The sequence below is a fragment of the Kribbella sandramycini genome (assembly GCF_013131805.1).
Lineage (GTDB): Bacteria > Actinomycetota > Actinomycetes > Propionibacteriales > Kribbellaceae > Kribbella > Kribbella sandramycini.
This window is the reverse complement of sequence record NZ_JABJRC010000007.1, coordinates 28,856-50,973: the sequence shown is the minus strand read 5'-3', so window position 1 is coordinate 50,973 and position 22,118 is coordinate 28,856. Positions and strand designations below refer to the sequence as shown.

Here is a 22,118-nt window from a genome sequence, read left to right as displayed (position 1 = left end):
GGCCGCGGCGCCGGTGAGGACGCCGCGGCCGGGGAGTGGATCAGTACTTCTCGAGCGGCGGCGGGGTGCCCGGCGAGCCGGACTTGCCGAGCGTCTCGTCGTAGATGGCCTTCCAGGTGCCGTCGGTGGCCGACTTCTCCAGGATGGTGTTCACCTGGTCGCGGATCGCCTTGTCGGCCAGCGGGACGCCGATGCCGTACTTCTCGGTGCTGAACGGCTTGCCGACCACGCGGAGCTGGTCGGGCGCGGTGGCCGCGTAGCCCTTGAGGATCGCGTCGTCGGTGGTGACGGCGTCGGTCTTGTTGTCCAGCAGCTGCGAGACGCACTCGGAGTAGGTCTTGAACTCCGAGATGTTGCTGGCCTCGGTGAGCTGCTCGTCCTTGACCCGCTGGATCGGCGTCGAGCCGGTCGCGGAGCAGACCTTCTTGCCCTTCAGGGCCTCCTTGCCGGCGTCCAGCGAGGTGTCGTCCTTACGGACCAGCAGGTCCTGACCGGCGACGAAGTACGGACCGGCGAAGCCGACCAGCGCCTTGCGCTTGTCGGTGATCGAGTAGGTGCCGACGTAGTAGTCGATCTCACCGCCGGCGATCGCGGTCTCGCGGTTCGCGGACGGGATCTCCTTGTACTCGATCTTGTCCGGGTCCAGGCCCAGGCCGGCCGAGACCATCCGGGCGACCTCGATGTCGAAACCGCAGCGCTTGCCGTCGGCGTCCTTGTAGCCGAGGTTCGGCTGGTCGGCCTTGACGCCGACGACCAGGTTGCCGCGGGTCTTGGCCTTGGTGAAGGTCGGGCTGCCGGCCACGTTCACGTCGGCGGCGGTGGTGAACTTGTGCAGGTCGCCGCAGGAGTCGGACGCGGTGCTGCCGCCGCCCCCTCCGGCCGCGGGCTCCTCCTTACCGCACGCGACGGCGGTCAGCGCGAGCGCTGCGACGCCGACGGTGGCGGCGAGGTGACGCATTCTCATTGTCAGGTCCCCTTTGTGATGTGTTAGCTGGTACGGCCGCGGGCGGAGGTCAGTGCTTGAGGATCTTGCCCAGGAAGTCCTGGGCCCGCCGGGAGGTCGGGCTGGTGAAGAAGGTCTCCGGGTCGGCCTGCTCGACGATCTCGCCGTCGGCCATGAAGACCACCCGGTTGGCCGCGCTGCGGGCGAAGCCCATCTCGTGCGTGACCACGACCATCGTCATCTGCTGCTTGGCGAGGTCGATCATCACCTCCAGGACCTCCTGGATCATCTCCGGGTCGAGCGCCGAGGTGGGCTCGTCGAAGAGGATCACCTTGGGGTCCATCGCCAGCGCGCGGGCGATGGCGACGCGCTGCTGCTGGCCGCCGGACAGCTGCGCCGGGTACTTCGACGCCTGGCTGGCCACTCCCACCCGCTCCAGCAGCTCCATGGCCCGCTGTTCGGCCTGCTTCGGGTCGGTCTTGCGGACCTTCAGCGGGCCGAGCGTGACGTTCTGCAGGATCGTCTTGTGCGCGAACAGGTTGAACGACTGGAACACCATGCCGACGTCGGCGCGCAGCTTGGCCAGGGACTTGCCCTCGCTCGGCAGCGGCTGGCCGTCCAGCTCGATGGTGCCCGAATCGATCGTCTCGAGCCGGTTGATCGCGCGGCAGAGCGTCGACTTGCCGGACCCGGACGGGCCGATCACCACGACGACCTCGCCCTTGGCGATGGACAGGTTGATGTCCTTCAGGACGTGCAGCTCGCCGAAATGTTTGTTGACGCCGGTCAGTGCCACCAGACCGGTTTGCGTCAAGGTGCCGGAATCGCTCATGGCCCAGAACCTAGCGGAGGCCGGGGTGTGGTCGCATCGCCGGTCGGTTCCGTGGTGGTAACGATCTGCAATGAACCGGTGCGTATCGTGAGATCGCGATCACGCTGCGCAGGATCATGCGCGGGAGTGTCCGGAAGCTGCCGAACCGCAGCAGCCGCCCGCAGGAAGTGCTAGCGCCGTCGCCGGACGCTTGACGGCGGCTTCGACGTCCGCCAGCATCTTCGCTCGCTCGGCGGGTCCGAGCAGCCGCCCGCGGGTGACGACGGAGTGAATCCTGCGGGTGTTGCGGATGTCGGTCAGCGGGTCGGCGTCCAGGACGACGAGGTCCGCGACCCGGCCCGGCTCGACCGTGCCCAGATCGGCCGCGAGGCCGAGGAACCTGGCCGGTTCGAGGGTGGCGGAGTACAGGGCCTGCCGCGGCGTGGCGCCGGCCTGGACGAGGTGCTCGAGCTCCTCGTGCAGGGCGAAGCCGGGGACGGAGTACGGCGTACCGGTGTCGGTTCCGGCCAGGATCGGGACGTCGTGCGCGAACAGCTGCCCGACGAAGTACTTGCGCCAGGCCCACATCTGGCGCTGGCGCGCGATCTCAGCGGCCGGCCGGTTCGCGGCGTACAGGTTGGCCAGCACGTAGTCGTAGGTGCCGATCGACTCCGCGCTCAGGTACTTCGCGAGCCTCGGATCGAGCCGGGTGTGGTCAGGCTGGTCGAGCACCTTGTGCATGGTCAGCGTCGGCGTCACCCGGGTGTTGTTCCGGCGCAATGTGCCGAAGACGTCGGCGGCGCGGGCCTTGCTGAAGGTGTTCGCGGCCAGCCACTCGATCGGATGCAGCTGGCGGAACCACGCGTTGTAGTCGCCGGTCGGGATCCGCATTTCGCGGATCATCCGGCGGACGTCGGTCTCCCGGGTCGAGACCGACAGCGCCAGCGAATGGACGTGCTCGATGCTGCGCTGACCCCCGTTGCTGACGTCCTTCGTGGTCACCTCGTCAGGCCCGTGGCCGTGCACGGTCAGCCCCAGCCTGCGCGCCTCGTCGAGGATCGCGAGGTACGACGTCCTGTTCAGCCGGGAGTACACCTTCACGAAGTCCGCGCCCTCGGCCTTGACCCGGCGGACGGCGGCGCGCGCCTCGGCGGGCGTGTCGACGACGAGGGCCTGCAGCAGGTTCGGATCCCACAGGGTCGGGTCGCCGTCGATGATCTGGCTCGCGACGACCATGCGTGGGCCGAGCAGTGTGCCCGCGGCGATCCGGTCCCGCCAGTCGTAGAGCATCGGGTCGACCGCGGCCATCTCGCGGATCGTCGTGATGCCGTTGGCCAGGAAGAGCGGCGGCGAGACGTGTTCGTCGCCGAGGCTGTGCACGTGCATGTCGGCCAGCCCGGGGACGACGTACTTACCGGTCGCGTCGAGCACGGTCGCGCCGCGGGGCACGGTGAGCCGGCCGACGCCGACGATCCGCTTCCCGTCGATGAGCACGGTGTGATGGCGGTTCCGGCGTCCGGTCCGGACGTCGATCACGGTGCCGCCGACCAAGGCGGTCAGGCCGCGGGGGCGCGCGAAAGCGGGGGCTGTGGTGAGGGTGCCGCCGGCGATCAGGGCGGCGCCGGCGGCGGTCTGGGCGAGGAACTGACGGCGAGAACTGTTCATGCCCCTCACTATTCTCGGCGCGGTCCGCTCGCGCAGGGGTAGCAGCCCGCCGGTCCCAGGTAGGGATTTGTCTACTCCGGCACGTACTCTTGGTGGCTGTTATGCGTACTTACGAGGTCCGCACCTACGGGTGCCAGATGAACGTCCACGACTCCGAGCGGCTGCGCGGCCTGCTGGAGGACGCGGGTTACGTGCGCGCGCCCGAGGGCGACCAGGCCGATGTGGTCGTCTTCAACACCTGCGCCGTCCGCGAGAACGCCGACAACAAGCTGTACGGCAACCTCGGGCACCTGGCGCCGGTGAAGGCGAAGAAGCCGGGGATGCAGATCGCCGTCGGCGGCTGCCTGGCGCAGAAGGACAAGGCGACCATCACCAAGAAGGCGCCCTGGGTCGACGTCGTGTTCGGCACCCACAACATCGGCGCGCTGCCGGTGCTGCTGGAGCGGGCCCGGATCGCCGAGGAGTCCCAGGTCGAGATCCTGGAGTCGCTCGACGTCTTCCCGTCGACGCTGCCGACCCGGCGCGAGTCGGCGTACTCGGCCTGGGTATCGGTCAGCGTCGGCTGCAACAACACCTGCACGTTCTGCATCGTGCCCGCGCTGCGCGGCCGCGAGAAGGACCGCCGTCCGGGCGATGTCCTGGCCGAGGTCGAGGCGCTGGTCGCCGAGGGCGTGCTGGAGGTCACCCTGCTCGGGCAGAACGTGAACTCCTACGGCGTCGAGTTCGGCGACCGGTACGCGTTCTCGAAGCTGCTCCGGGCCTGCGGCCAGATCGACGGGCTGGAGCGGGTCCGCTTCACCTCGCCGCACCCGCGCGACTTCACCGCCGACGTGATCGAGGCGATGGCCGAAACGCCGAACGTGATGCCCTCGCTGCACATGCCGCTGCAGTCCGGCTCCGACCAGGTGCTGAAGGCGATGCGGCGCTCGTACCGGCGCGACCGCTACCTCAAGATCATCGAGGACGTCCGCGCCGCGATGCCGGAGGCGGCGATCACGACCGACATCATCGTCGGCTTCCCGGGGGAGACCGAAGAAGACTTCCAGGGCACGCTGGACGTCGTCCGTCAGGCGCGGTTCGCCGGCGCCTTCACCTTCCAGTACTCCAAGCGCCCGGGGACGCCGGCCGAGTCGATGGCGGATCAGATCCCGCGGTCCGTCGTCCAGGAGCGGTACGAGCGGCTCGTCGCCCTGCAGGACGACATGGCCTGGGCCGAGAACAAGCAGATCGTCGGCCGGTCCGTGGAGGTGCTCGTCGCCGAAGGCGAAGGGCGTAAGGACGCCGCCACCCAGCGGCTCTCCGGCCGCGCGCGGGACAACCGGCTGGTGCACTTCACGCTCCCCGAGGGCGTCCAGGCCCCGCGGCCCGGCGACCTCGCGACCGTCGAGGTCACGTACGCCGCTCCGCACCACCTGGTCGCGGATGTCTTCGGCGCCGTCCGGCGGACGCGTGCCGGCGACGCCTGGGAGCGCGCGCAGGAGGCCCCGGCCGCAGCCGGTCCGGGCGTCATGCTCGGTATGCCGACCCTCGGCGCGAAGCCGCTCGAGCCGGTGATCGGCGGCTGCTCGATCGCATGACCCTGCTACCGCCCGACGCCGAACCCTTCGCCGCCGGGCGGGATGCCGATGTCTACGCCCTGGACGACGACTGGGTCGTCCGCCGCTATCGCGATGGGCACCCGGTCCGCGACGAAGCCGACTTCATGCGGCACGTCGCGCAGTACGGCTACCCGGTGCCCGCAGTCCGCGAGATCGACGGCGCCGATATGGTCCTCGAACGCCTCACCGGCCCGACCTTGGCCGATGCCGCGATCGCCGGTGACCTCAGCCCGACCGATCTTGGCGAGCTACACGCCGAGCTGCACCGGCGGCTGCACGCCATCCCCGCGCCGAGCGGGGCCCCCGGGCTGACCGTCGTCCACGGTGACCTGCACCCGTTCAACGTGATCGCCGCCCCGAGTGGCCCGGTCGTCATCGACTGGCGCAATGCCGAAGCGGGACCGGCCGAGTTCGACGTCGCGATCACTGCCGTCATCCTCGCCCAAGTAGCCCTCGACCCCCAGTGGGCCAACCTGTCGCAGCTCGTGCACGAGGCGCTCGCCGTCTACCTGGCCAACTCCATCGACCCGACCCCGGGCCTGGCCGCCGCATTGGATGCCCGCAGCAACAACATCACCCTCTCCGCCGCCGAGAAGGCGCTCCTCCCGGCGCAGGAAGCGTTGATCCGCGCTTTGGTGTGAACCGCTGCCACTCACCAACTATGCGGAGTAGCCGCCCGCCAGGCTCAGCCGAGCGCGACGGACGGCGTTTCAAGACAGTAGGTGAGTGTCTGGCGTCCGCCTACGCGTTCAGGAACTCCGACGGCTTCAGCGCGCGACTCACGATCCGCACCTCGCCGATGTGGCCGGCGAAGCCCTGATCGACGGTGTTGGCGTAGTGGCCGGCGCCGACCAGCCAGGGGCGGCCCGCGGTGGCGAGGCCGCTGGAGCGGGTGGCCGGGTTGCGGAGCAGCTCGGAGGAGTCGACGTAGACGGTGCTGTGGCGGCCGTCGTTGACGACCGCGAGGTGGAACCAGCGGCCGGCGACCTGCTCGTGACCCCAGTTGGTGAAGGTGGTGTTGCGGTCGACCGGGTAAACGGCCCACTGCACCTGCCGCCCACCGGAGAAGCCGAGCTTCACGACCGGCTCGTCCGGGTCGTCACCCGTCTTGCCGGCGTCCCGGCCGGTGCCGAGCCGGCTGATCAGGCCCTCCCAAGCGTGGTCCTGCCCGTCGTCGGCCAGTTTCACGAACGCCTCGATCGTGTACCCGCCGCGGAAGGTCAGCGCGTTCAGCGGCGCGTTGTCCGCCGTCTTCAAGTAGCCGCCGCGGGCCGGGTTCTTCCCGCCGGGGAACAGCCAGCTCGCGTGTCCGGGCTGATCCGGGTGGAACTCGGTCGATGCCGACGGCAACTCCCCGGCCAGCTGCACGCGGGTCAGGTGGTTACCCTGCCCGGAGTGGTCGACGACCCGGTCCGTCACCGCGCCGTCGAACCGCCAGTACGCCGCCGTCCCCGGAATCACCAGCTGCCGGGCAGGACGCGCCGGGCGGACGGCGACCGGCGCGAACCGTGCGAACCGCTGCTCGAAGTCGATCGGGACGCTGAACCGGTTGACGTCGTCGGTCAGCTCGATCTCACCCTCGGCCAGCTCGTTGCGCTCACCTGGCTTCTGACCGAGGATCCACGGCGCGATCGTCTCCACGTCGATCGTGTTCCGGGCCAGGTCGAAGTGGTAGAGCCGGACCATCCCGGAGCCGCCGTAGTACCGGTCCTGGTAGTTGGCGAGATGCAGGTGGACGTCGTTCCCCGCGGCGTTCTGCCGCGTCAGCCGGCCGGACGGCCAGAAGTGTCCGTTCAGGGTGAGGAAGATCTGGTCGTTGTCCTTCACCAGCTGGTCCCAGACGCGGTTGCCGTGCCCGCTCAGCTCGGCGACGCCGCTGTCGGCGTACACCAGCTCGTGCGTGGTGAGGATGACGGGCAGCCGCGGATGCGCCGCGATCACCGAACGCGCCCACGCGAAACTCGCGTCCGACGGCCGCCAGTCCATTGCCAGCAGCAACCATTGGCGCCCGGCCGCGCGGAACACGTGGTACGAGTTGTAGCCGTTCGCCGTCGAGCCGCCGTACGTCGTCATCCGGCGGAACCGCTGCGGGCCGAAAGTCCGCAGGTACGCCGAGTCGCCGCGCGCGTCGTCGGTCTTGGAGCCGTCGATGTCGTGATTCCCGGCGAGGACGGAGTACGGCATCCGGGCCCGGTCGAGCACCTTGAAAACCGGGTCGGCCTGCGCGAACTCCTCGGGCAGCGCGTTCTCCACGACATCGCCGAGGTGGGCGACGAACACCAGGTTCTCCGCGGCCCGCTGCTCGACCAGGTACTCGAACGTCGCCGTCAGCGGCGCCGCGTCACCGCGATCCTGGTCGAACTGGTACTGCGTGTCCGGGACCACGGCCACCGTGAACCGGGGATGCTCGGTGTCGACCCGCCCGGACGACGTGGTCGCCCGCGCCGCCGTCGTCCCGGCGGTCGAGACCCCGGCCGCCACCACCGCGCCCGCGCCTGCCTGCAAGATCCGTCGCCGAGTGGTCCCGTCGTACTGCTCCATCGCCGCCTCCATCGTTCGCTGACACCGCAGCGAACATTAGAACGCAGCCACCCAAGGTCCGGTGAACTCAGGCGAAACCCTGGACCATCACCACCGGAAGCTCACCGTCGAGCCCTGCCAGCACCCGCGCCTCGTGCGGCACCATCGGCTCCGGCAACTTGTCCAGCGCGAACCACTCCAGCCCGGCCGACTTCTCCGGCTCCATCTCCCGTGGCTCACCGCTCCACCGCGACGCCGTGAAGAAGAAATCCACCCGTTCGTCGATCGGATCCCCGTTCGCCTGCGTGCGGTGAAAGACCGTCAACGGCCGCAGATCCGCCGGTGCGATCTCCACGCCCACCTCTTCCCGCACCTCCCGAACCGCGGCTTCCAGCACCGACTCGCCCCGCTCCACATGCCCAGCCGGAACCGCCCAGTACCCGTCCATGTAACCGGTATTGGCCCGCCGCAACATCAGCACCTCGTCCCCACGCCGCAACACCACATAAGCCGCCGGAACCACCGAAAACCGATCCATCCCCCGACCCTATCCACGCTAGGTTCGAGCCATGAGCGAGGAGCTGGCAGGCGGGCGGTTCTCCAAGCCGGTCCGGGACGGCGACGTCGTACGCCGCCGCCGCGGCTCGTCCAACAGCCACGCGTTGCTGCGGCACCTGGAACAAGCCGGCTTCGGCCTGTCGCCACGAGTGATCGACCTGGACGACGAGACCGAGACGCTGACCTACCTCGTCGGGACCGCCGGCTACCCGCCACTGACCGCCGACCTGCGCTCCGACGAGGCGCTCGTCAGCGTGGCGTGCGCGATCCGCCGGCTGCACGACGCGACCGAGGGGTTCGTTCCGGCTGAGCCGGGGGAGTGGAACGACCTGGAGGTCGCCGCACCGGTCGCGATCGACTGCATCGGCCACCACGACCTCGCCCCCTGGAACCTGATCTTCGACGGCCCGGAGGTCGTCGGCATCATCGACTGGGACACGGTCCGCCCGTCCAACCGTCGCTGGGACCTCTGCTACGCGGCCCACCAGTTCGTCCCCTTCCACCCGTCGCGCTGGCTCGAGCCCTTCGGCTGGCCGGAGGAGCCGGACCGGGCCCGGCGGCTCCGGCTGTTCTGCGACGCCTACGGCCTCGACGTTCAGCCGGCCGAACTCGTCGACCTGATCGGCATCCGCCTGCTCTCGCATGCGGCGAACATCGAGCAGCAGATCAAGGCCGGCAACCCGGCGTACGACGTCCATCGCGACGAGGACCATGCCGGCGGTTACCGCGCAGCGGTTGCCTACATCCTCGCGAATCGCGCGCAGCTGCTAGGGGGAGAGGGGCCAGATGAAGGCCAGGTAGCCGGCGAAGGCGGCTGAGGTGGTTGCGAGGAGGGTGAGGAGGAGGGCGGCCAGGGCGGGGCGGAGGCGGGCCAAGGCGCGAGCAATCGGGATGAGCAAGGCGAAGGCGGGGAGGATCAGGCGGCCCTTGGCGTTGAAGTAGTTGGTGGCGCCGACGGCCATGACGACGATGCCGAGGCTGTAGACGACGAGTGGCCAGGGGACTCGCTTCAGGGCGGCGATGACGAGGAGGACGACGGCGCCTATCAGGACCAGCGAGACGATGACGAAGTCCAGGACGGTCGGGGATGTCGCTGTGCGGACGACGGCCTGGTATGTCGAGACGCCGAAGTCGAACGATGAGTGCCAGCTCGTCGCCTGGACGTGGAACCAGCCGTCGATCCGCCCGGTCTTCGTGCCCACCCACCACAGGTAGCCGAGCCAGCCGAGTGGCGCGAGCAGGGCGGCGGCGTACGGGCGCCAACCGTCCTGGCGGCGGACGACGGCGATCAGCGCGGCCAGGCCGACGACGCCGATCAGTGCGAGCGCCGATGGGCGGCACAGGCCGGCGACGATCGTGAGCAATCCGGCGGTGACCCAGGAGCGGCGCAGCAGTGCGACCAGGGCGAATGCTGCGAGCGCGGTGAACAGCGATTCGGTGTACGCCATCGACTGCACGAGCGCATGCGGTACGACGCCCCACAGCCCGGCCAGCAGCAGACCGGTCCACTGATCGAAGAGATGGTTGCCGACCGCAAAGATTCCCCAGGCGGCGAACAGCGAGGCGAGCAGTCCGAGGACGATCGCGTTGCTCCGGCTGCTGAACGGCGAGATCAGCCCGGCCGCCCGGATCAGCCAGGGAAACAACGGGAAGAACGCCAGCTCCTTGCCGTCCGGGGCCGCGTCGTACCCGTGATCGGCGATCAGGACGTAGTGCGTCGCGTCGTACTCACCGAGGACGAACCAGACGCTCTCGGTCGTTTTCCGGCTCCAGATCAGCAGGACGACGAACATCAGCACCCGCGTCGCGGCGTACAGCACGATGCCCGGCCAGGCCAGCCGCAACGACGCGCCGAACCCACCCCACGCCACCGGTTTCGCGGCCACAGCCCGCGCCGGCGGCGGTATCGCAACGACCCCCACCAAGGTCCTCCCTCACCCTCACTGCGAGGACCTTAGAGCATCAGTCACGCCGAGTCACAACTCGCTACCCCGGGCAGCGCGAAGGGCCGTGAGCATGTTGCTCACGGCCCTTCGGGTGCGGGGTTCAGGCGGGCTTGTTCGCGTCCGGGATGTCGTCGTTCTGGCCGTCGAGGCCGTCCAGGCCCTCCTTGGCCTTGTCGACACCCTGGTCGATCTTGTCGCCGTACTTGCCACCGGTCTTCTCGTCCACGAAGTCGCCGGCCTTGTCCAGGCCCGCGCCGACCTTGTCGCCGTGCTGGTCGACCAGGTCGCCGGCCTTGTCCTTCAGGTCCTCGGCCTTGTCCTTGAACTTGTCGAAGATGCCCATCTCAGGGGCTCCCATTCCTGCGTAGTGAAGTACTTACGGACAGCTAGCGGTCGATGATTGCACCAACCGGGCCCGAACTGTAGGACCGGCGCGAAACTGTCCCGCAGGATTTTGCTCCTGGTTACTCGACGTCGCCGCCGGAGTCCTGCGAACCGCCGCCGGACTCGACGTCACCACCCGACTCGACATCGCCCCCCGACTCGACGTCACCACCGGATTCGACGTCGCCGCCGCTCTTCAGCGCCTCGGCACCCTCCTCGAACGCTTCCTTCGCGGCGTCGCTGCTCTCATCGAACGGAGTCGTCACAGCTCTTTCCCTCCCGTAAACCGTTGTTGCGAACGGGTCGTGTCTAACCGACTTCCGGGGTCATCCACAACCCGGATCCGGGGCTCTTGGCGCAGACTTGACGCCCCCTGCCGCGGGCCCGGACCGAAAACTGTCACACTGGAGCGATGGCCGATCCACTTGTCGTCGCGGTCGTCGGCCCCACCGCGGCCGGCAAGTCCGACCTGTCCGTTGCCCTGTGCAAGCGCCTGGGCGGCGAGGTGGTGAACGCGGACGCGATGCAGGTCTACCGCGGGATGGACATCGGCACGGCCAAGATCAGCACCGCCGAGCGCGCCGGCGTCCCGCATCATCTGCTCGACATCCTCGACGTGACGCAGACCGCGACGGTCGCCGAGTTCCAGCAGTTGGCCCGGGCCGCGATCGACGGCTGTACGGCGCGCGCCGCCGTCCCGGTGCTGGCCGGCGGCTCCGCGCTGTACGTCCGCGCGATCCTCGACGAGTTCACTTTCCCCGGTACGGACGCCGCCGTCCGCGAGCGGCTGGAGGCGGAGCTCGCCGAGCTCGGGTCCGGCGCGCTGCACCAGCGGCTGGCCGCGGTCGACCCGGCCGCGGCTGCGCAGATCCTGCCGAGTAACGGACGCCGGATCGTCCGCGCGCTGGAGGTCGTCGAGATCACCGGTTCGGCGTACACCGCGACGCTGCCGGCCTACACCTACGCCTATCCGGGCGCCGTCCAGATCGGCCTCGACGTGCCGCGGCCGGTGCTCGACGAGCGGATCGGCCGCCGGGTCGACCGGATGTTCGAGGCCGGCTTCGTCGAGGAGGTCCGCGGGCTGCTCGGGCAGGGCCTGCTCGAGGGCCGGACGGCGAACCGCGCGCTCGGCTACTCCCAGGTGATCGCCCTGCTGAACGGCGAGATCGACGAGGCCGAGGCCCGGGAGCGGACGGCCCAGGCGACCCGCCGGTTCGCCCGCCGGCAGGACTCCTGGTTCCGCAAGGACCCGCGGATCAGCTGGCTCGCCTACGACGATCCGGAGCTGGTCGCGAAGGCGATCGATGTGCTGGCCGCGGGCAACCGAATCGGCTCCGGCGGCGTAGTCGGAGTGACGACAGGCTCGCAGCCAGGGGCCGTAGATGCGAGGGGGTGACCGTGAGGCGGAGTTCCGCGAGTACTTGCTCGCGGATCGCAACCGATTGATGAGAACGGCGCTGTTGCTGACCGCGGGGGACGCCTACACCGCGGAGGATCTGGTCCAGACCGCCTGTACGCGGGTCTACGTGCACTGGCACCGGATCCGGCACGAAGGCGCCGGACCGTACGCGCACCGCATTCTGGTGAACGCCTTCCTGGACGAGCGCCGCCGCGCCGGCCGCCACCCCGAGGTGGTGACCGCCGACACGCTCGAGCCGAGGCTCACCGACGAGACGGATCCGGTGGACACGATCGCGGTCCGCCGGGCGCTGCTGGAGCTCGCGCCCCGGCAGCGGGCCGTGCTGGTACTGCGTTACTTCCAGGATCTCGACGTGGCGAGCTGCGCACGGATCCTGGAGTGCACCGAGGGAACCGTGAAGAGCCAGACCGCCAAGGCTCTCAAGCGATTGAAGGACCTGATGACCGACGAACCGACGGATCAGGCGACGGGGAGTGGCTGAGAGGTCCCGGCCGGGACGGTCGGCCGGGAGAGGGACGGAGCAGTGGACGAGGTCAAGAAGCTGTTGGAGGGGTTCGCCGACCAGGCGGCCGATGCGCTGCCTCCGGCGGATGTCGACGCGGACGTCGCGCGGGGGCGGCGTGCGTTACGCCGGATCAAGCGCCGCCGGCGGGCGACCGGGGTGCTGTGCGTCGCCGCGGTGACGGCGGCCGTGCTGGGGTTCGGTGGGCAGCTGAAGTGGTGGGGCGCGCCGAACGACCCGCCGGTCGCGGCCGGCGGTGACCAGGACACGCCCGCGGCCGGTGCGACGGCGGGTTCGACGTCGCCGACGCCGTCCGCCGGTGACGGCACGATGTCGCTGTTCTCCGCAGGCGTCGATCTGGTGGCGAACACCGCCACCTGGAACCGGATCGGCTGTCAGCTGGCGCCGCAGGGGTGGGTCGCCGAGAAGCCGATCGCTGCCGACCGCGTCGTCCTGGCGCCGCCGGAGATGCGGACGGCGGACACGGCCGCCAAGCTGGTTCTGCAGCGGGCTGATGCGGCTAGGTCGCTGACTGCGGTCCGAGTGCGGGAGACCGCCGGTAAGACGTTCCACATCGGCACTCTGGACGGCCGCCTCACCGGTCAGGTCAAGCTGGCCGAGCAGTGGCTGCTGGTGGAGGCGCCGGCTGGCAGCGCCGACTGGACGGACGAATCCCTGCAGCGCTTCATGGGGTCGTGCGCGATCAACTAGCCGCAATGACTGGCGCTGGGGTGTGAGTTCGGGATAGGCAGGGGACAGGTCCCCTGTCCCCGACCCCTGGAGATCCGGTGAAGAAACTGGTCGCGTCCCTGTCCGCGAGTGCTCTTGTCCTGTCCGGGCTCGGTGCGAGTGGAGCGGCGGCCAGTCCGCCGAAGCTGCCCGTCAAACACCCGACAGCGATCGGGTACGGCGGAGCGGTCGCCTCGGTCGACCCTGAGGCGACGAAGATCGGTCTCGACGTACTGCGCCGTGGCGGCAACGCTGTGGACGCCGCAGTGGCGACAGCGGCCGCTCTGGGCGTCACCGAGCCCTACTCGGCCGGCATCGGCGGCGGTGGGTACTTCGTCTACTACAACGCCAAGACGCGCAAGGTGCTCACGCTGGACGGCCGGGAGACCGCTCCGGCGGCCATGCCGCGCGATGCGTTCATCAACCCGGCGACCGGGACGCCGTACAAGTTCTTCCCCGATCTGGTCACGTCTGGCGTTTCGGTCGGCGTGCCGGGTACACCAGCGACGTGGGACCGCGCTCTGCGCCAGTGGGGCTCGCTGTCCCTCGGTAAGGCGATCAAACCGGCGGCCGACCTTGCTGCGCGCGGTTTCGTCGTCGACGAGACGTTCCGCAGCCAGACGCTCGACAACAAGGAGCGGTTCGCGGCGATTGCCCCCACGGCGAAACTGTTCCTGCCCGGCGGAGATGCGCCGAAGGTCGGGACTGTGTTCAAGAACCCGGAGCTGGCGGACACGTACCGCCTGCTCGGCTCGAAGGGCCTTCCGGCGTTCTACGGCGGCAAGCTGGCCGCCGAGATCGCTGCGACCGTGAAGAACCCGCCGAAGACAGCTGGTACGACGCTGCCGGTCATGCCGGGTCACCTGACCACTGCGGACCTGGCGAAGTACAAGGTGATCGACAGGGCGCCGACTCGGGTCAAGTACGACGGCCTGGACGTCTACGGGATGGCGCCGTCCTCCTCCGGTGGCACCACGGTCGGCGAGGCGCTGAACATCCTGGAGCCGCTGCGGATCGACCGGATGCAGACCGCGCCCGCGCTGCACTCCTACCTGGAGGCCTCGGCCCTCGCCTTCGCGGACCGTGGCGCGTACGTCGGCGACCCGGCGTTCGTCGACGTACCGACCAAGGAGCTCCTGTCGGACGGCTTCGGCGCTGAGCGTTCCTGCCAGATCAACCCGGCCAAGGCGTCCGTGAAGCCGTTGAAGCCCGGCGTCCCCGATGGCGACTACTCGCGCTGCGGCGGTACGACGGCGTCCGCGGAAGGCCCGGACACCGAGGGCCTGTCCACCACGCACCTGGTCGCCGCCGACAAGTGGGGCAACGTCGTCTCCTACACGCTCACCATCGAGCAGACCGGCGGCAGCGGCATCACCGTCCCCGGCCGCGGCTTCCTGCTGAACAACGAGCTGACCGACTTCTCCGCCGTGTACGACGCCGCCGACCCGAACCGCATCGAGCCGCTGAAGCGCCCGCGCTCCTCGATGTCGCCCACGATCGTCCTGCGACACGGCAAGCCCTTCCTCGCCCTCGGCTCACCCGGCGGCTCGACCATCATCACCACCGTCCTGCAAACCCTCACCAACCGCCTCGACCGCGGCATGACGCTGCCCGAAGCCGTCGCCGCCCCCCGCGCCTCCCAGCGCAACACCGCCAACGTCACCGCCGAACCGCCCTTCATCGAGGCCCACGGCAAATCCCTCACCCCCTACGGCCACACCCTCGTTCCCTCCGGCGACGCCTTCACCTCAGCCGCCGAAATCGGCGCCGTGGCCGCCCTCGAGTTCCTCCCGGGCGGCGCCGTCCTCGCCGCCGCCGAACCCACCCGCCGAGGCGGCGGCTCCGCCGGAGCGGCGTACCAGATCTGGCCGCGCAAGTAGGTCACCGCTTCTTGAACCGCTGTGGCCCGTCCGGTAGGGAGGGCGGGACCACGGCGGGTTCTTCGGTGGTGGTTTCGAGCCAGCCGTCGTGTTCTGTGAGGAGGGTGTCCAGCGCGTCGCGGTCGACGTCGCCCAGGACGACCAGCCAGGGGTGGTCTTCGTCGTCGTCCTCGCCGTGGAAACGGCCGCGGCGGACGACGCCGTCCAAGTGGGTGGCGACGGCTTCGGCGTCCTCCTGGTCCCAGAAGTAGGCGATGAGCTCCATGGGGCACACCGTACGATTCAGGCATGAGCAGCACCACATTCGCGTGGCTGAAAGGCCATGGCACCGAGAACGACTTCGTGATCCTTCCTGACCCTGACGGCAGTGTTCACGGGGAGCTGGATGCGGAGGTGGTGCGGTTTCTGTGTGATCGGCACGCCGGGCTGGGGGCGGACGGCGTCCTGCGGGTGCTCAAGGGCGACAGCCAGCCGTACGTCGACGACGGGGGCGACTGGTTCATGGACTACCGGAACGCGGACGGGTCCATTGCGGAGATGTGCGGCAACGGGGTCCGGGTGTTCGTCCGGTACCTGGCGGACGCCGGTCTGATCGACGACAAGCCCGTCCGGGTCGGTACGCGGGCAGGCGTCAAAGCCGTCGTGCAGAACGACGACGGGACTCTGACGGTCGACATGGGTGAGCCGACGCTCCCCGGGCCCGCAGGGATCGTTGTCGAGGCCAACGGCCACCAGTGGTCCGCTCTGCACGTTGACATGGGCAATCCGCATGCAGTGGCGTTCGTCGACGACCTGACCGAGCCGGGCAACCTCTGTGACCAGCCGACCTGGTCGCCGCAGGAGGCGTTCCCGCACGGGGTCAACCTGGAGTTCGTCGTCCGCCGTGGTCCGAACGATGTGGACATGCGCGTTCACGAGCGTGGTTCGGGGGAGACGCGCTCCTGCGGCACCGGAACCTGCGCAGTGACTGTTGCTGCGGCGAAAGCGGCCAAACAAGCGCTTCCGGTCACCTACCGGGTCGGAGTCCCCGGGGGAGCGGTCATGGTGACCTGGCGGGCCGACAACCACCTTGAACTGACCGGTCCGGCCGTTCTGCACGCCCGCGGCGAGTTCGACCGCGCCTGGCTGACGGGGAATTCAGCCACTGTCTGAGGCGTTGACCTCGGATAACGGGTCGCCTGTACTGGTGGCCCGTGCCACGATGGAAGGTATATGACGACCCAATCGAGTTTTTACGACGAGACCACCGATGTCGAAACCGACCTCTACGAGGGCGATGACTCCGGCACTCCGTTGACGGGTCATGACGAGACCGAAAGTGAGTACGACGACCGTGATCTGAGCACCGAAGGCCTGGAGCTGGAAGAGCGCCAGGCGCTCCGCCGCGTAGTCGGCATGTCGACCGAGCTGACCGATATCAGCGAGGTCGAGTACCGCAAGCTGCTGCTCGAGCGGGTGCTGCTGGTCGGCGTCTGGACCGAAGGCAGCGCCGAGGACGCCGAGAACTCGCTGGCCGAGCTCAAACTGCTCGCCGAGACCGCGGGCTCCGAGGTGCTGGACGGCGTGATCCAGCGGCGCAAGAAGCCCGACCCGGCGACGTTCATCGGTTCCGGCAAGGTGAGCGACCTGCGCGAGCTGGTCGCGGCGCTCGGCGCGGACACCGTGATCGCGGACGGCGAGCTGGCGCCTGCCCAGCTGCGCAACCTCGAGGACAAGCTCAAGGTGAAGGTCGTCGACCGGACGGCGCTGATCCTGGACATCTTCGCCCAGCACGCGAAGAGCAAAGAGGGCAAGGCCCAGGTCGAGCTGGCGCAGCTGCAGTACATGAAGCAGCGCCTGCGCGGCTGGGGCGGCAACCTGTCCCGCCAGGCCGGTGGTCGCGTCGGCGCGGCCGGCGGCGGTATCGGCGGTCGCGGTCCGGGTGAGACCAAGATCGAGACCGACCGGCGCCGGATCAACACCAAGATCGCCAAGCTGCGTCGCCTGCTCAAGGACATGAAGAGCACCCGCTCGACCATGCGCCAGGAGCGCCGCCGCAACCTGGTGCCCTCGGTGGCGATCGCCGGGTACACCAACGCGGGCAAGTCCTCGCTGCTGAACCGGATCACCGGCGCGGGCGTTCTGGTCGAGGACGCGCTGTTCGCGACCCTGGACCCGACCACCCGGCGGACGACGACCGCGGACGGTCGCGTGTACACGCTGACCGACACCGTCGGTTTCGTCCGGCACCTGCCGCACGACATCGTCGAGGCGTTCCGCTCGACGCTGGAAGAGGTGGCGGACGCCGACCTGCTGCTGCACGTGGTCGACGGATCGCACCCCGATCCGCTGGCCCAGATCCACGCCGTCCGTGAGGTGCTGGCCGAGATCGAGGCGAGCGACGTCCCCGAGATCATCGTGATCAACAAGGCCGACGCCGCCGACCCGCTCGCGCTGGCGCCGATCCTGCACCGCGAGCCGCGGGCGATCGTCGTCTCGGCGCACACCGGCGAGGGGATCGACAAACTGCGCGAGCTCCTCGAAGGGGCGCTCCCGCAGCCGCACATCGCGCTCGACGTGCTGCTTCCCTACGACCGCGGCGACCTGATGTCCCGCATCCACTCCGAAGGCTCCGTGGAGCAGTTGGAGCACACCGCCGACGGCACCCGGGTGACCGCCCGGGTCCACCCGGCCCTGGCCGGCGACCTGTCGCCGTACGAGGTCGCGTCGGCCTAGCCGCAACGAAAACAGCCCCCCGAGGACGAATCCTCGGGGGGCTGCTTGCTGTCCGGGCTCAGGTCACTTCCGCTTGGAGACCTGGACCTTGACCGTCGTGCCGGTGCGGGACACGACCTTGATGTTGACCCCGTGGTTCGGGACCTTCACACCGGCGGTCGGCTGCTCCGCGAACCAGTACGGCTTGGAGTCGTTGAACGTCGAGACTCCGTCCTGGCCGCGGATGTAGCTGCTCTGCCCGTTCAGGTGCAGGCTGAACGAGTCGGCCTTCTCGGTGCCGAACGGCGCGTCGTAACCGCCGACGCGCGGCCGCCAGAGACCACCGTCGAGCCGGTTGATCGGGACCGGGTGGCTGTCGATCGGCAGCACCAGACCCTCACCGGGGTGCTCGTTGGTGTTGTTGTCGCTGTGCGAGGTGTCCCAGTACCAGAGCAGCAGACCGTCCTGGTACGGGAAGTGCTCGACCTTGTCGGGCGCCGTGTTCAGGAAGCCGAAGTTGTACGGACCGGTCTTCAGGTACTGGTCCTGGCTCACGTAGTTGATGTGCGAGGCCAGGTAGTAGTTGTCGTGCAGGCTCGTGTACGTCGCTCCGATCGAGCTGAAGCCGTTGAGCGTCCAGCCGTCCGGAGTGGTCTCCGCGCCCGAGCCGACCACCGTGGTGGCGCCCGACGTCACCTTGACCTCGTCGGCGAAGAAGCCCTTGCCGCCGGCCGCCGGGTCGGTGGTGTAGCGGAACTGCAGGCCGATCGTCTTACCGGCGTACGCCGACAGGTCGAAGGTGGCCGGCACCCAGCCGTTGCTGGTGCCGTCGATGCCGTTGCCCTCGGCCGGGATGGTGATCGAGCCCTGGATCGGCTTGTAGCCGGTGCCGTCGTTCACCTCGACGAACGCGTAGTCACACGGGTCCGGACCGCAGTCCTCGATATCCCAGTTGGCCTGGAAGGTGAGGCTCGCGGGGGAGCCGGCCGGCAGCGTGACCTGACGGTTCATGGTGTGCGTGAAGTTGTTGCCCTGACCGCTCCACCAGGTCTTGGACCCGGCGGCCGGCGGAACGAGCTCGTGCGTCACCGACTTCTTCGGCAGCGTCACGACCAGGCCCTGGGCCTTCTTGGAGTTGTACTCGTGCGGACCGAGCTCCAGCGTCCGGTTCTGACCGGCCGCGACGATCTCGTAGTCCAGCCAGCCCAGCTGCAGCTTGTCCCAGGCGCCGAGGTCGGCCGCCTGCTCGCCGATACCGCCGTCGGACGGCTTGCCGACGCGGCTCTGCGCCATCAGCGTCCACCAGTTGACGCCGTTCTCGACCGCGGCGCCGGAGGTGTCGTAGTGGTCCGGCAGACCGAGGTCGTGGCCGTACTCGTGCGCGAAGACGCTGATCCCGCCGTTCTCCGGCTGGATCGTGTAGTCCGACACCCAGATACCGGTGTCGCCGATCTGGGCGCCGCCGCGCGGGTTGGTCGCCGGGCCGCCGGCGTACTGCACCGACCAGCGGTGCGACCAGACGGCGTCCTCACCCTGCCACGGGTCGCCGTCGGCCTGGTCGCCGCCGGCGTGCACGATCTGGAAGTGGTCGATGTAGCCGTCCGGCTCGTTGAAGTTGCCGTCGCCGTCGAAGTCGTAGCGGTCCCAGACGTCGTACGACTTCAGGTCGGCCGTGATCTGCGCCGTCGTCCGGCCCTTGGCCTTCTGGTCGACGACCCACTGGTTGACGGCGTCCGCGACCAGCGCCCACACGTTGTTGCAGTTGTTGGCGGCGCACGGATAGCCGTTCGACCGGCCGTAGCGCGCCTCGTTGTAGCGCACCTTCACCCAGTCGGTGACCAGGCCGTCGACCGTGTAGCGGCCCGAGGACTGCTTCTCGTAGTACTTCTTGACCGAGTTGCCCTTGCCGAAGTACAGGTCCTGGAAGTACTTCTGGCTGTAGTCGGGGTGCCACACCGTGGAGTTGTCCACCGACCGGTCCGGCTCGGGGATCGCATTGCGCAGCGGTCCCTCGAACGTGGCCGGTCCGGCGAAGTTCGGCGAGGTGTCCTGGTCGGGGTAGTTCGGGTGCCGCTCGTTACCGAACTCGGCGAGCACGACGAAGATCTTGTCCGACTTCTCCCGCGCCAGCTCGACGTACTGGTCGACCTTGCCGGTCTTGTTCTTGACGCCCTTGGCGCCGGCGGTCTTGGTGCCGACCTTGACGACCGTGCTGCCGTTGCGCTGCTCGGTCTTGGCCTTGCCGCTGAGGACCTTGGTGAGCGCCTCCTGCCGCAGCTCGCGCCGCTTCTCCTCGAGCGGGTTGGACAGCTCGTCCGGCGCGGGCGCCACTTCACTGGCGGTCGGCGCCGTCCCGTTCGTGGGCGGTGTGACGGCGTTACCGGCCTGGGCCCATCCGATCCCGGCCGTCGCCGCCAAAGCCAGGCTGAACAGCCCGGCGGGTAGCTTGCGCACGATTCCCCTCCATGCTTTCTCGATGCCCCGCCGCGTGTGGTGACGCGACGTGTTCGTGTGCTCCCCCGAGCGTGTTTTGCGCGACAGTACGGGCGGATTGCGGCCTCCGGAAGCGGAAAGCCGGAAAAAACCGGAAACCCACGGGGAAACCTGCGTCATCAGTGGTACTACTCAACCGATCGGGTACGACGGCCTGCCCGGAATCGGCCCGAGTGTTGACAGACTGTGCCCGTGGAGCGCGAATCGGCCGACCTGGTGCAGCCCTTGTGGCGGGCGCTGGTCGTCTTCCGGGTGATCACCTTCGGCTTCGCCTGCCTCGGCGTCTGGACCCGCTGGGACGGCATCGTCCACCGGGACGGCGCGCTCGTCCAGCTCGGGCTGATCGGCGTCTGGACCGTCGTCTCGTCGGTCGGCTACAGCCGGCGCTGGGGACGACGGAACACCCGGCTGGCGGTGGTCGACCTCGTCGTCACGATCGGGTGCATGTACGCGACCCTGCTCGCGCAGCCGCTCATCGACATCAGAGGCGGCGCATCCGTGCTGACCTCGGTCTGGGCGGCCGGTCCGGTGCTCGCACTCGCCATCTCCCGCGGCCGGGACGGCGGGCTGCTGGGCGCGGTCGCCATCAGCCTCGCGCTGTTGTCGCTGCGTGGCGTCGACAGCGCGGCGAAGATCCTCAGCAACGTGCAGCTCCTCCTGGTCTCCGGTCTGGTCGTCGGCTACGCCGCCTCCACGATGCGGCGAGCTGGGGATCGGCTGCGGGAGGCGATCGCGGCGGAGAGTGCGACCGCCGAGCGGCTGCGCCTCAGCAGATCGATCCACGACGGCGTCCTACAGGTGCTGGCGCAGGTGCAGCGGCGCGGCAACGCCATCGGCGGTGAGGCGGTTGAGCTGGCGCGGCTAGCGGCCGAGCAAGAGGTTGCTCTGCGCACCTTGATGTCCAGCCGCCCGGTAGTGGCCGACGGCAACCTGGTCGACCTGTGTGCGTCGTTGCTGCCGCTGGCCACCACTCGGGCCGAGGTGAGTGCGCCTGCCGAGCAGGTGTTGCTACCGACCGACACTGCGAGTGAGCTGGTCGCTGCAGTCCGTGAGGCGCTTAGCAATGTGCAGAAGCATGCCGGGGCCTCCGCCCGTGCCTGGGTGGCCATAGAGGACCTCGGCGACGCCGTGCTGGTCTCGGTCCGCGACGACGGGGTCGGTACCTCGGAGGCTCGGCTCGAGCAGGCCCGCGCCGACGGACACCTCGGGGTGAGCCAGTCGATCCGCGGCCGTATCGCCGACTTGGGCGGTACCGTCGCGGTGCGGACCGCGCCCGACGAAGGAACCGAGTGGGAGTTCAAGGTGAGCAAGGCATGACCCGCGTGATGATCGTCGACGACCACCCGATGTGGCGCGAGGGAGTCGCCCGCGACCTGGGCAGCCGCGGGTACGACGTCTGCGCTACCGCCTCGGACGTCGCCGGCGCGGTCAAGATCGCCGTAGCTACCCGGCCGGACGTCGTAGTAATGGATCTGCAGCTCGGCGACGGCTCCGGCGTCGATGCGACCCGGGAGATCACCGCTGCGCTGCCAGACACCCGGGTCCTGGTGCTGTCGGCCAGTGCCGAGCAGAGCGACGTCCTGGCTGCGGTGAAGAACGGTGCATCGGGCTATCTGGTGAAGTCAGCGTCGCTGGACGAGTTCGACGACGCTGTACGGCGTACTGCGGAGGGGGACGCCGTTTTCAGCGCCGGTCTGGCCGGTCTGTTGCTGGGGGAGTACCGCCGCCTCGGCGCAGGGCCGGAGGTGCCGAAGCTGACTGAGCGGGAGACAGAGGTGCTCCGCCTGGTCGCCCGCGGGCTCACCGCCCGCCAGATCGCCACCCGCCTGGTCCTGTCCCACCGGACCGTCGAGAACCACGTCCAGAACACCCTGCGGAAGCTGCAGCTGCACAACCGCGCCGAGCTGGTCCGCTACGCCATCGAGAACGGAATCGACGCCCCCGAGTAGTCACTCGGGGGCGCCGTCCGATCAGC

The 22,118-nt window shown here is 69.2% G+C and carries 21 protein-coding genes; 11 read left to right on the top strand and 10 right to left on the bottom strand.

The features are described 5' to 3' along the window. Positions 1-40: 40 nt before the first annotated feature. From HPO96_RS25865 to HPO96_RS25855, 3 genes are all read right to left on the bottom strand, one after another. Positions 41-964: a glutamate ABC transporter substrate-binding protein gene (locus HPO96_RS25865; protein ID WP_171676943.1), complete on the bottom strand. Its 924-nt coding sequence runs from the start codon at positions 962-964 to the stop codon at positions 41-43. 49 nt (positions 965-1,013) lie between these two features. Beyond that, entirely contained in the window at positions 1,014-1,742 is a 729-nt protein-coding gene (locus HPO96_RS25860; protein ID WP_238355558.1) for an amino acid ABC transporter ATP-binding protein, read from the bottom strand. Between the two features lie 147 nt (positions 1,743-1,889). Continuing rightward, complete coding sequence (locus tag HPO96_RS25855) at positions 1,890-3,419, bottom strand: amidohydrolase family protein (protein ID WP_171676941.1); 1,530 nt, start codon at positions 3,417-3,419, stop codon at positions 1,890-1,892. A gap of 101 nt (positions 3,420-3,520) precedes the next feature. Here HPO96_RS25855 and miaB point away from each other — a divergent pair, with 101 nt between their 5' ends. Both miaB and HPO96_RS25845 read left to right on the top strand, forming a co-directional pair. Continuing rightward, positions 3,521-4,996: a tRNA (N6-isopentenyl adenosine(37)-C2)-methylthiotransferase MiaB gene (miaB, locus tag HPO96_RS25850; RefSeq protein WP_171676940.1), complete on the top strand. Its 1,476-nt coding sequence runs from the start codon at positions 3,521-3,523 to the stop codon at positions 4,994-4,996. Next, a complete protein-coding gene (locus HPO96_RS25845) occupies positions 4,993-5,658 on the top strand; it encodes a phosphotransferase (protein ID WP_171676939.1) in 666 nt (221 codons plus the stop codon). The genes miaB and HPO96_RS25845 overlap by 4 nt, the downstream gene beginning before the upstream one ends. 100 nt (positions 5,659-5,758) lie before the next feature. On the opposite strand, the gene HPO96_RS25840 is transcribed toward HPO96_RS25845, so the two are convergent. Both HPO96_RS25840 and HPO96_RS25835 read right to left on the bottom strand, forming a co-directional pair. After that, a complete protein-coding gene (locus tag HPO96_RS25840; RefSeq protein WP_202886442.1) occupies positions 5,759-7,558 on the bottom strand; it encodes a LamG-like jellyroll fold domain-containing protein in 1,800 nt (599 codons plus the stop codon). Positions 7,559-7,625: 67 nt separating this feature from the next. Beyond that, the gene (locus HPO96_RS25835; RefSeq protein WP_171676937.1) at positions 7,626-8,075 is read right to left on the bottom strand and encodes an NUDIX hydrolase; all 450 of its coding nucleotides are present in this window, start codon (positions 8,073-8,075) and stop codon (positions 7,626-7,628) included. Positions 8,076-8,106: 31 nt separating this feature from the next. On the opposite strand from HPO96_RS25835, the gene HPO96_RS25830 reads away from it, so the two are divergent. Then, entirely contained in the window at positions 8,107-8,913 is an 807-nt protein-coding gene (locus HPO96_RS25830; protein WP_171676936.1) for a phosphotransferase, read from the top strand. Here the strand turns inward: HPO96_RS25830 and HPO96_RS25825 are convergent. The 3 genes from HPO96_RS25825 to HPO96_RS25815 all read right to left on the bottom strand — a co-directional run bounded on the left by HPO96_RS25825 (position 8,863) and on the right by HPO96_RS25815 (position 10,691). Next, positions 8,863-10,017 carry a hypothetical protein gene (locus tag HPO96_RS25825; protein WP_202886441.1) on the bottom strand — a complete coding sequence of 385 codons (1,155 nt, stop codon included), beginning with the start codon at positions 10,015-10,017 and terminating at the stop codon, positions 8,863-8,865. The genes HPO96_RS25830 and HPO96_RS25825 overlap by 51 nt on opposite strands. A gap of 124 nt (positions 10,018-10,141) precedes the next feature. Beyond that, a complete protein-coding gene (locus tag HPO96_RS25820) occupies positions 10,142-10,399 on the bottom strand; it encodes an antitoxin (RefSeq protein ID WP_238355536.1) in 258 nt (85 codons plus the stop codon). Between the two features lie 106 nt (positions 10,400-10,505). Beyond that, positions 10,506-10,691: a hypothetical protein gene (locus HPO96_RS25815; RefSeq protein WP_171676935.1), complete on the bottom strand. Its 186-nt coding sequence runs from the start codon at positions 10,689-10,691 to the stop codon at positions 10,506-10,508. 146 nt (positions 10,692-10,837) lie between these two features. Here HPO96_RS25815 and miaA point away from each other — a divergent pair, with 146 nt between their 5' ends. The 4 genes from miaA to ggt all read left to right on the top strand — a co-directional run bounded on the left by miaA (position 10,838) and on the right by ggt (position 14,956). Then, positions 10,838-11,821, top strand: a complete 984-nt coding sequence (miaA, locus tag HPO96_RS25810) for a tRNA (adenosine(37)-N6)-dimethylallyltransferase MiaA (protein ID WP_171676934.1) — start codon at positions 10,838-10,840, stop codon at positions 11,819-11,821. Beyond that, a complete protein-coding gene (locus tag HPO96_RS25805) occupies positions 11,808-12,326 on the top strand; it encodes a sigma-70 family RNA polymerase sigma factor (protein WP_171676933.1) in 519 nt (172 codons plus the stop codon). Before miaA ends, HPO96_RS25805 begins: the two co-directional genes overlap by 14 nt. 42 nt (positions 12,327-12,368) lie before the next feature. Beyond that, complete coding sequence (locus HPO96_RS25800; protein WP_171676932.1) at positions 12,369-13,058, top strand: hypothetical protein; 690 nt, start codon at positions 12,369-12,371, stop codon at positions 13,056-13,058. A 77-nt stretch (positions 13,059-13,135) separates the two neighbouring features. Continuing rightward, complete coding sequence (ggt, locus tag HPO96_RS25795) at positions 13,136-14,956, top strand: gamma-glutamyltransferase (RefSeq protein WP_337796808.1); 1,821 nt, start codon at positions 13,136-13,138, stop codon at positions 14,954-14,956. Between the two features lies 1 nt (position 14,957). On the opposite strand, the gene HPO96_RS25790 is transcribed toward ggt, so the two are convergent. Beyond that, complete coding sequence (locus HPO96_RS25790; protein WP_171676931.1) at positions 14,958-15,221, bottom strand: hypothetical protein; 264 nt, start codon at positions 15,219-15,221, stop codon at positions 14,958-14,960. Positions 15,222-15,244: 23 nt separating this feature from the next. Here HPO96_RS25790 and dapF point away from each other — a divergent pair, with 23 nt between their 5' ends. Beyond that, the gene (dapF, locus tag HPO96_RS25785; protein ID WP_171676930.1) at positions 15,245-16,108 is read left to right on the top strand and encodes a diaminopimelate epimerase; all 864 of its coding nucleotides are present in this window, start codon (positions 15,245-15,247) and stop codon (positions 16,106-16,108) included. Between the two features lie 60 nt (positions 16,109-16,168). Beyond that, positions 16,169-17,671 (top strand): GTPase HflX, encoded by a 1,503-nt coding sequence (hflX, locus tag HPO96_RS25780; RefSeq protein ID WP_171676929.1) that lies wholly within the window; start codon positions 16,169-16,171, stop codon positions 17,669-17,671. Between the two features lie 63 nt (positions 17,672-17,734). On the opposite strand, the gene HPO96_RS25775 is transcribed toward hflX, so the two are convergent. Further along, positions 17,735-20,104 (bottom strand): immune inhibitor A domain-containing protein, encoded by a 2,370-nt coding sequence (locus HPO96_RS25775; protein ID WP_171676928.1) that lies wholly within the window; start codon positions 20,102-20,104, stop codon positions 17,735-17,737. A 231-nt stretch (positions 20,105-20,335) separates the two neighbouring features. On the opposite strand from HPO96_RS25775, the gene macS reads away from it, so the two are divergent. Together macS and HPO96_RS25765 are read left to right on the top strand one after the other, a co-directional pair. Continuing rightward, on the top strand, positions 20,336-21,460 hold the full coding sequence (macS, locus tag HPO96_RS25770) for a MacS family sensor histidine kinase (RefSeq protein WP_337796807.1): 1,125 nt from the start codon (positions 20,336-20,338) through the stop codon (positions 21,458-21,460). Continuing rightward, entirely contained in the window at positions 21,457-22,092 is a 636-nt protein-coding gene (locus HPO96_RS25765) for a response regulator (protein WP_171676926.1), read from the top strand. The genes macS and HPO96_RS25765 overlap by 4 nt, the downstream gene beginning before the upstream one ends. Positions 22,093-22,118: the final 26 nt, after the last annotated feature.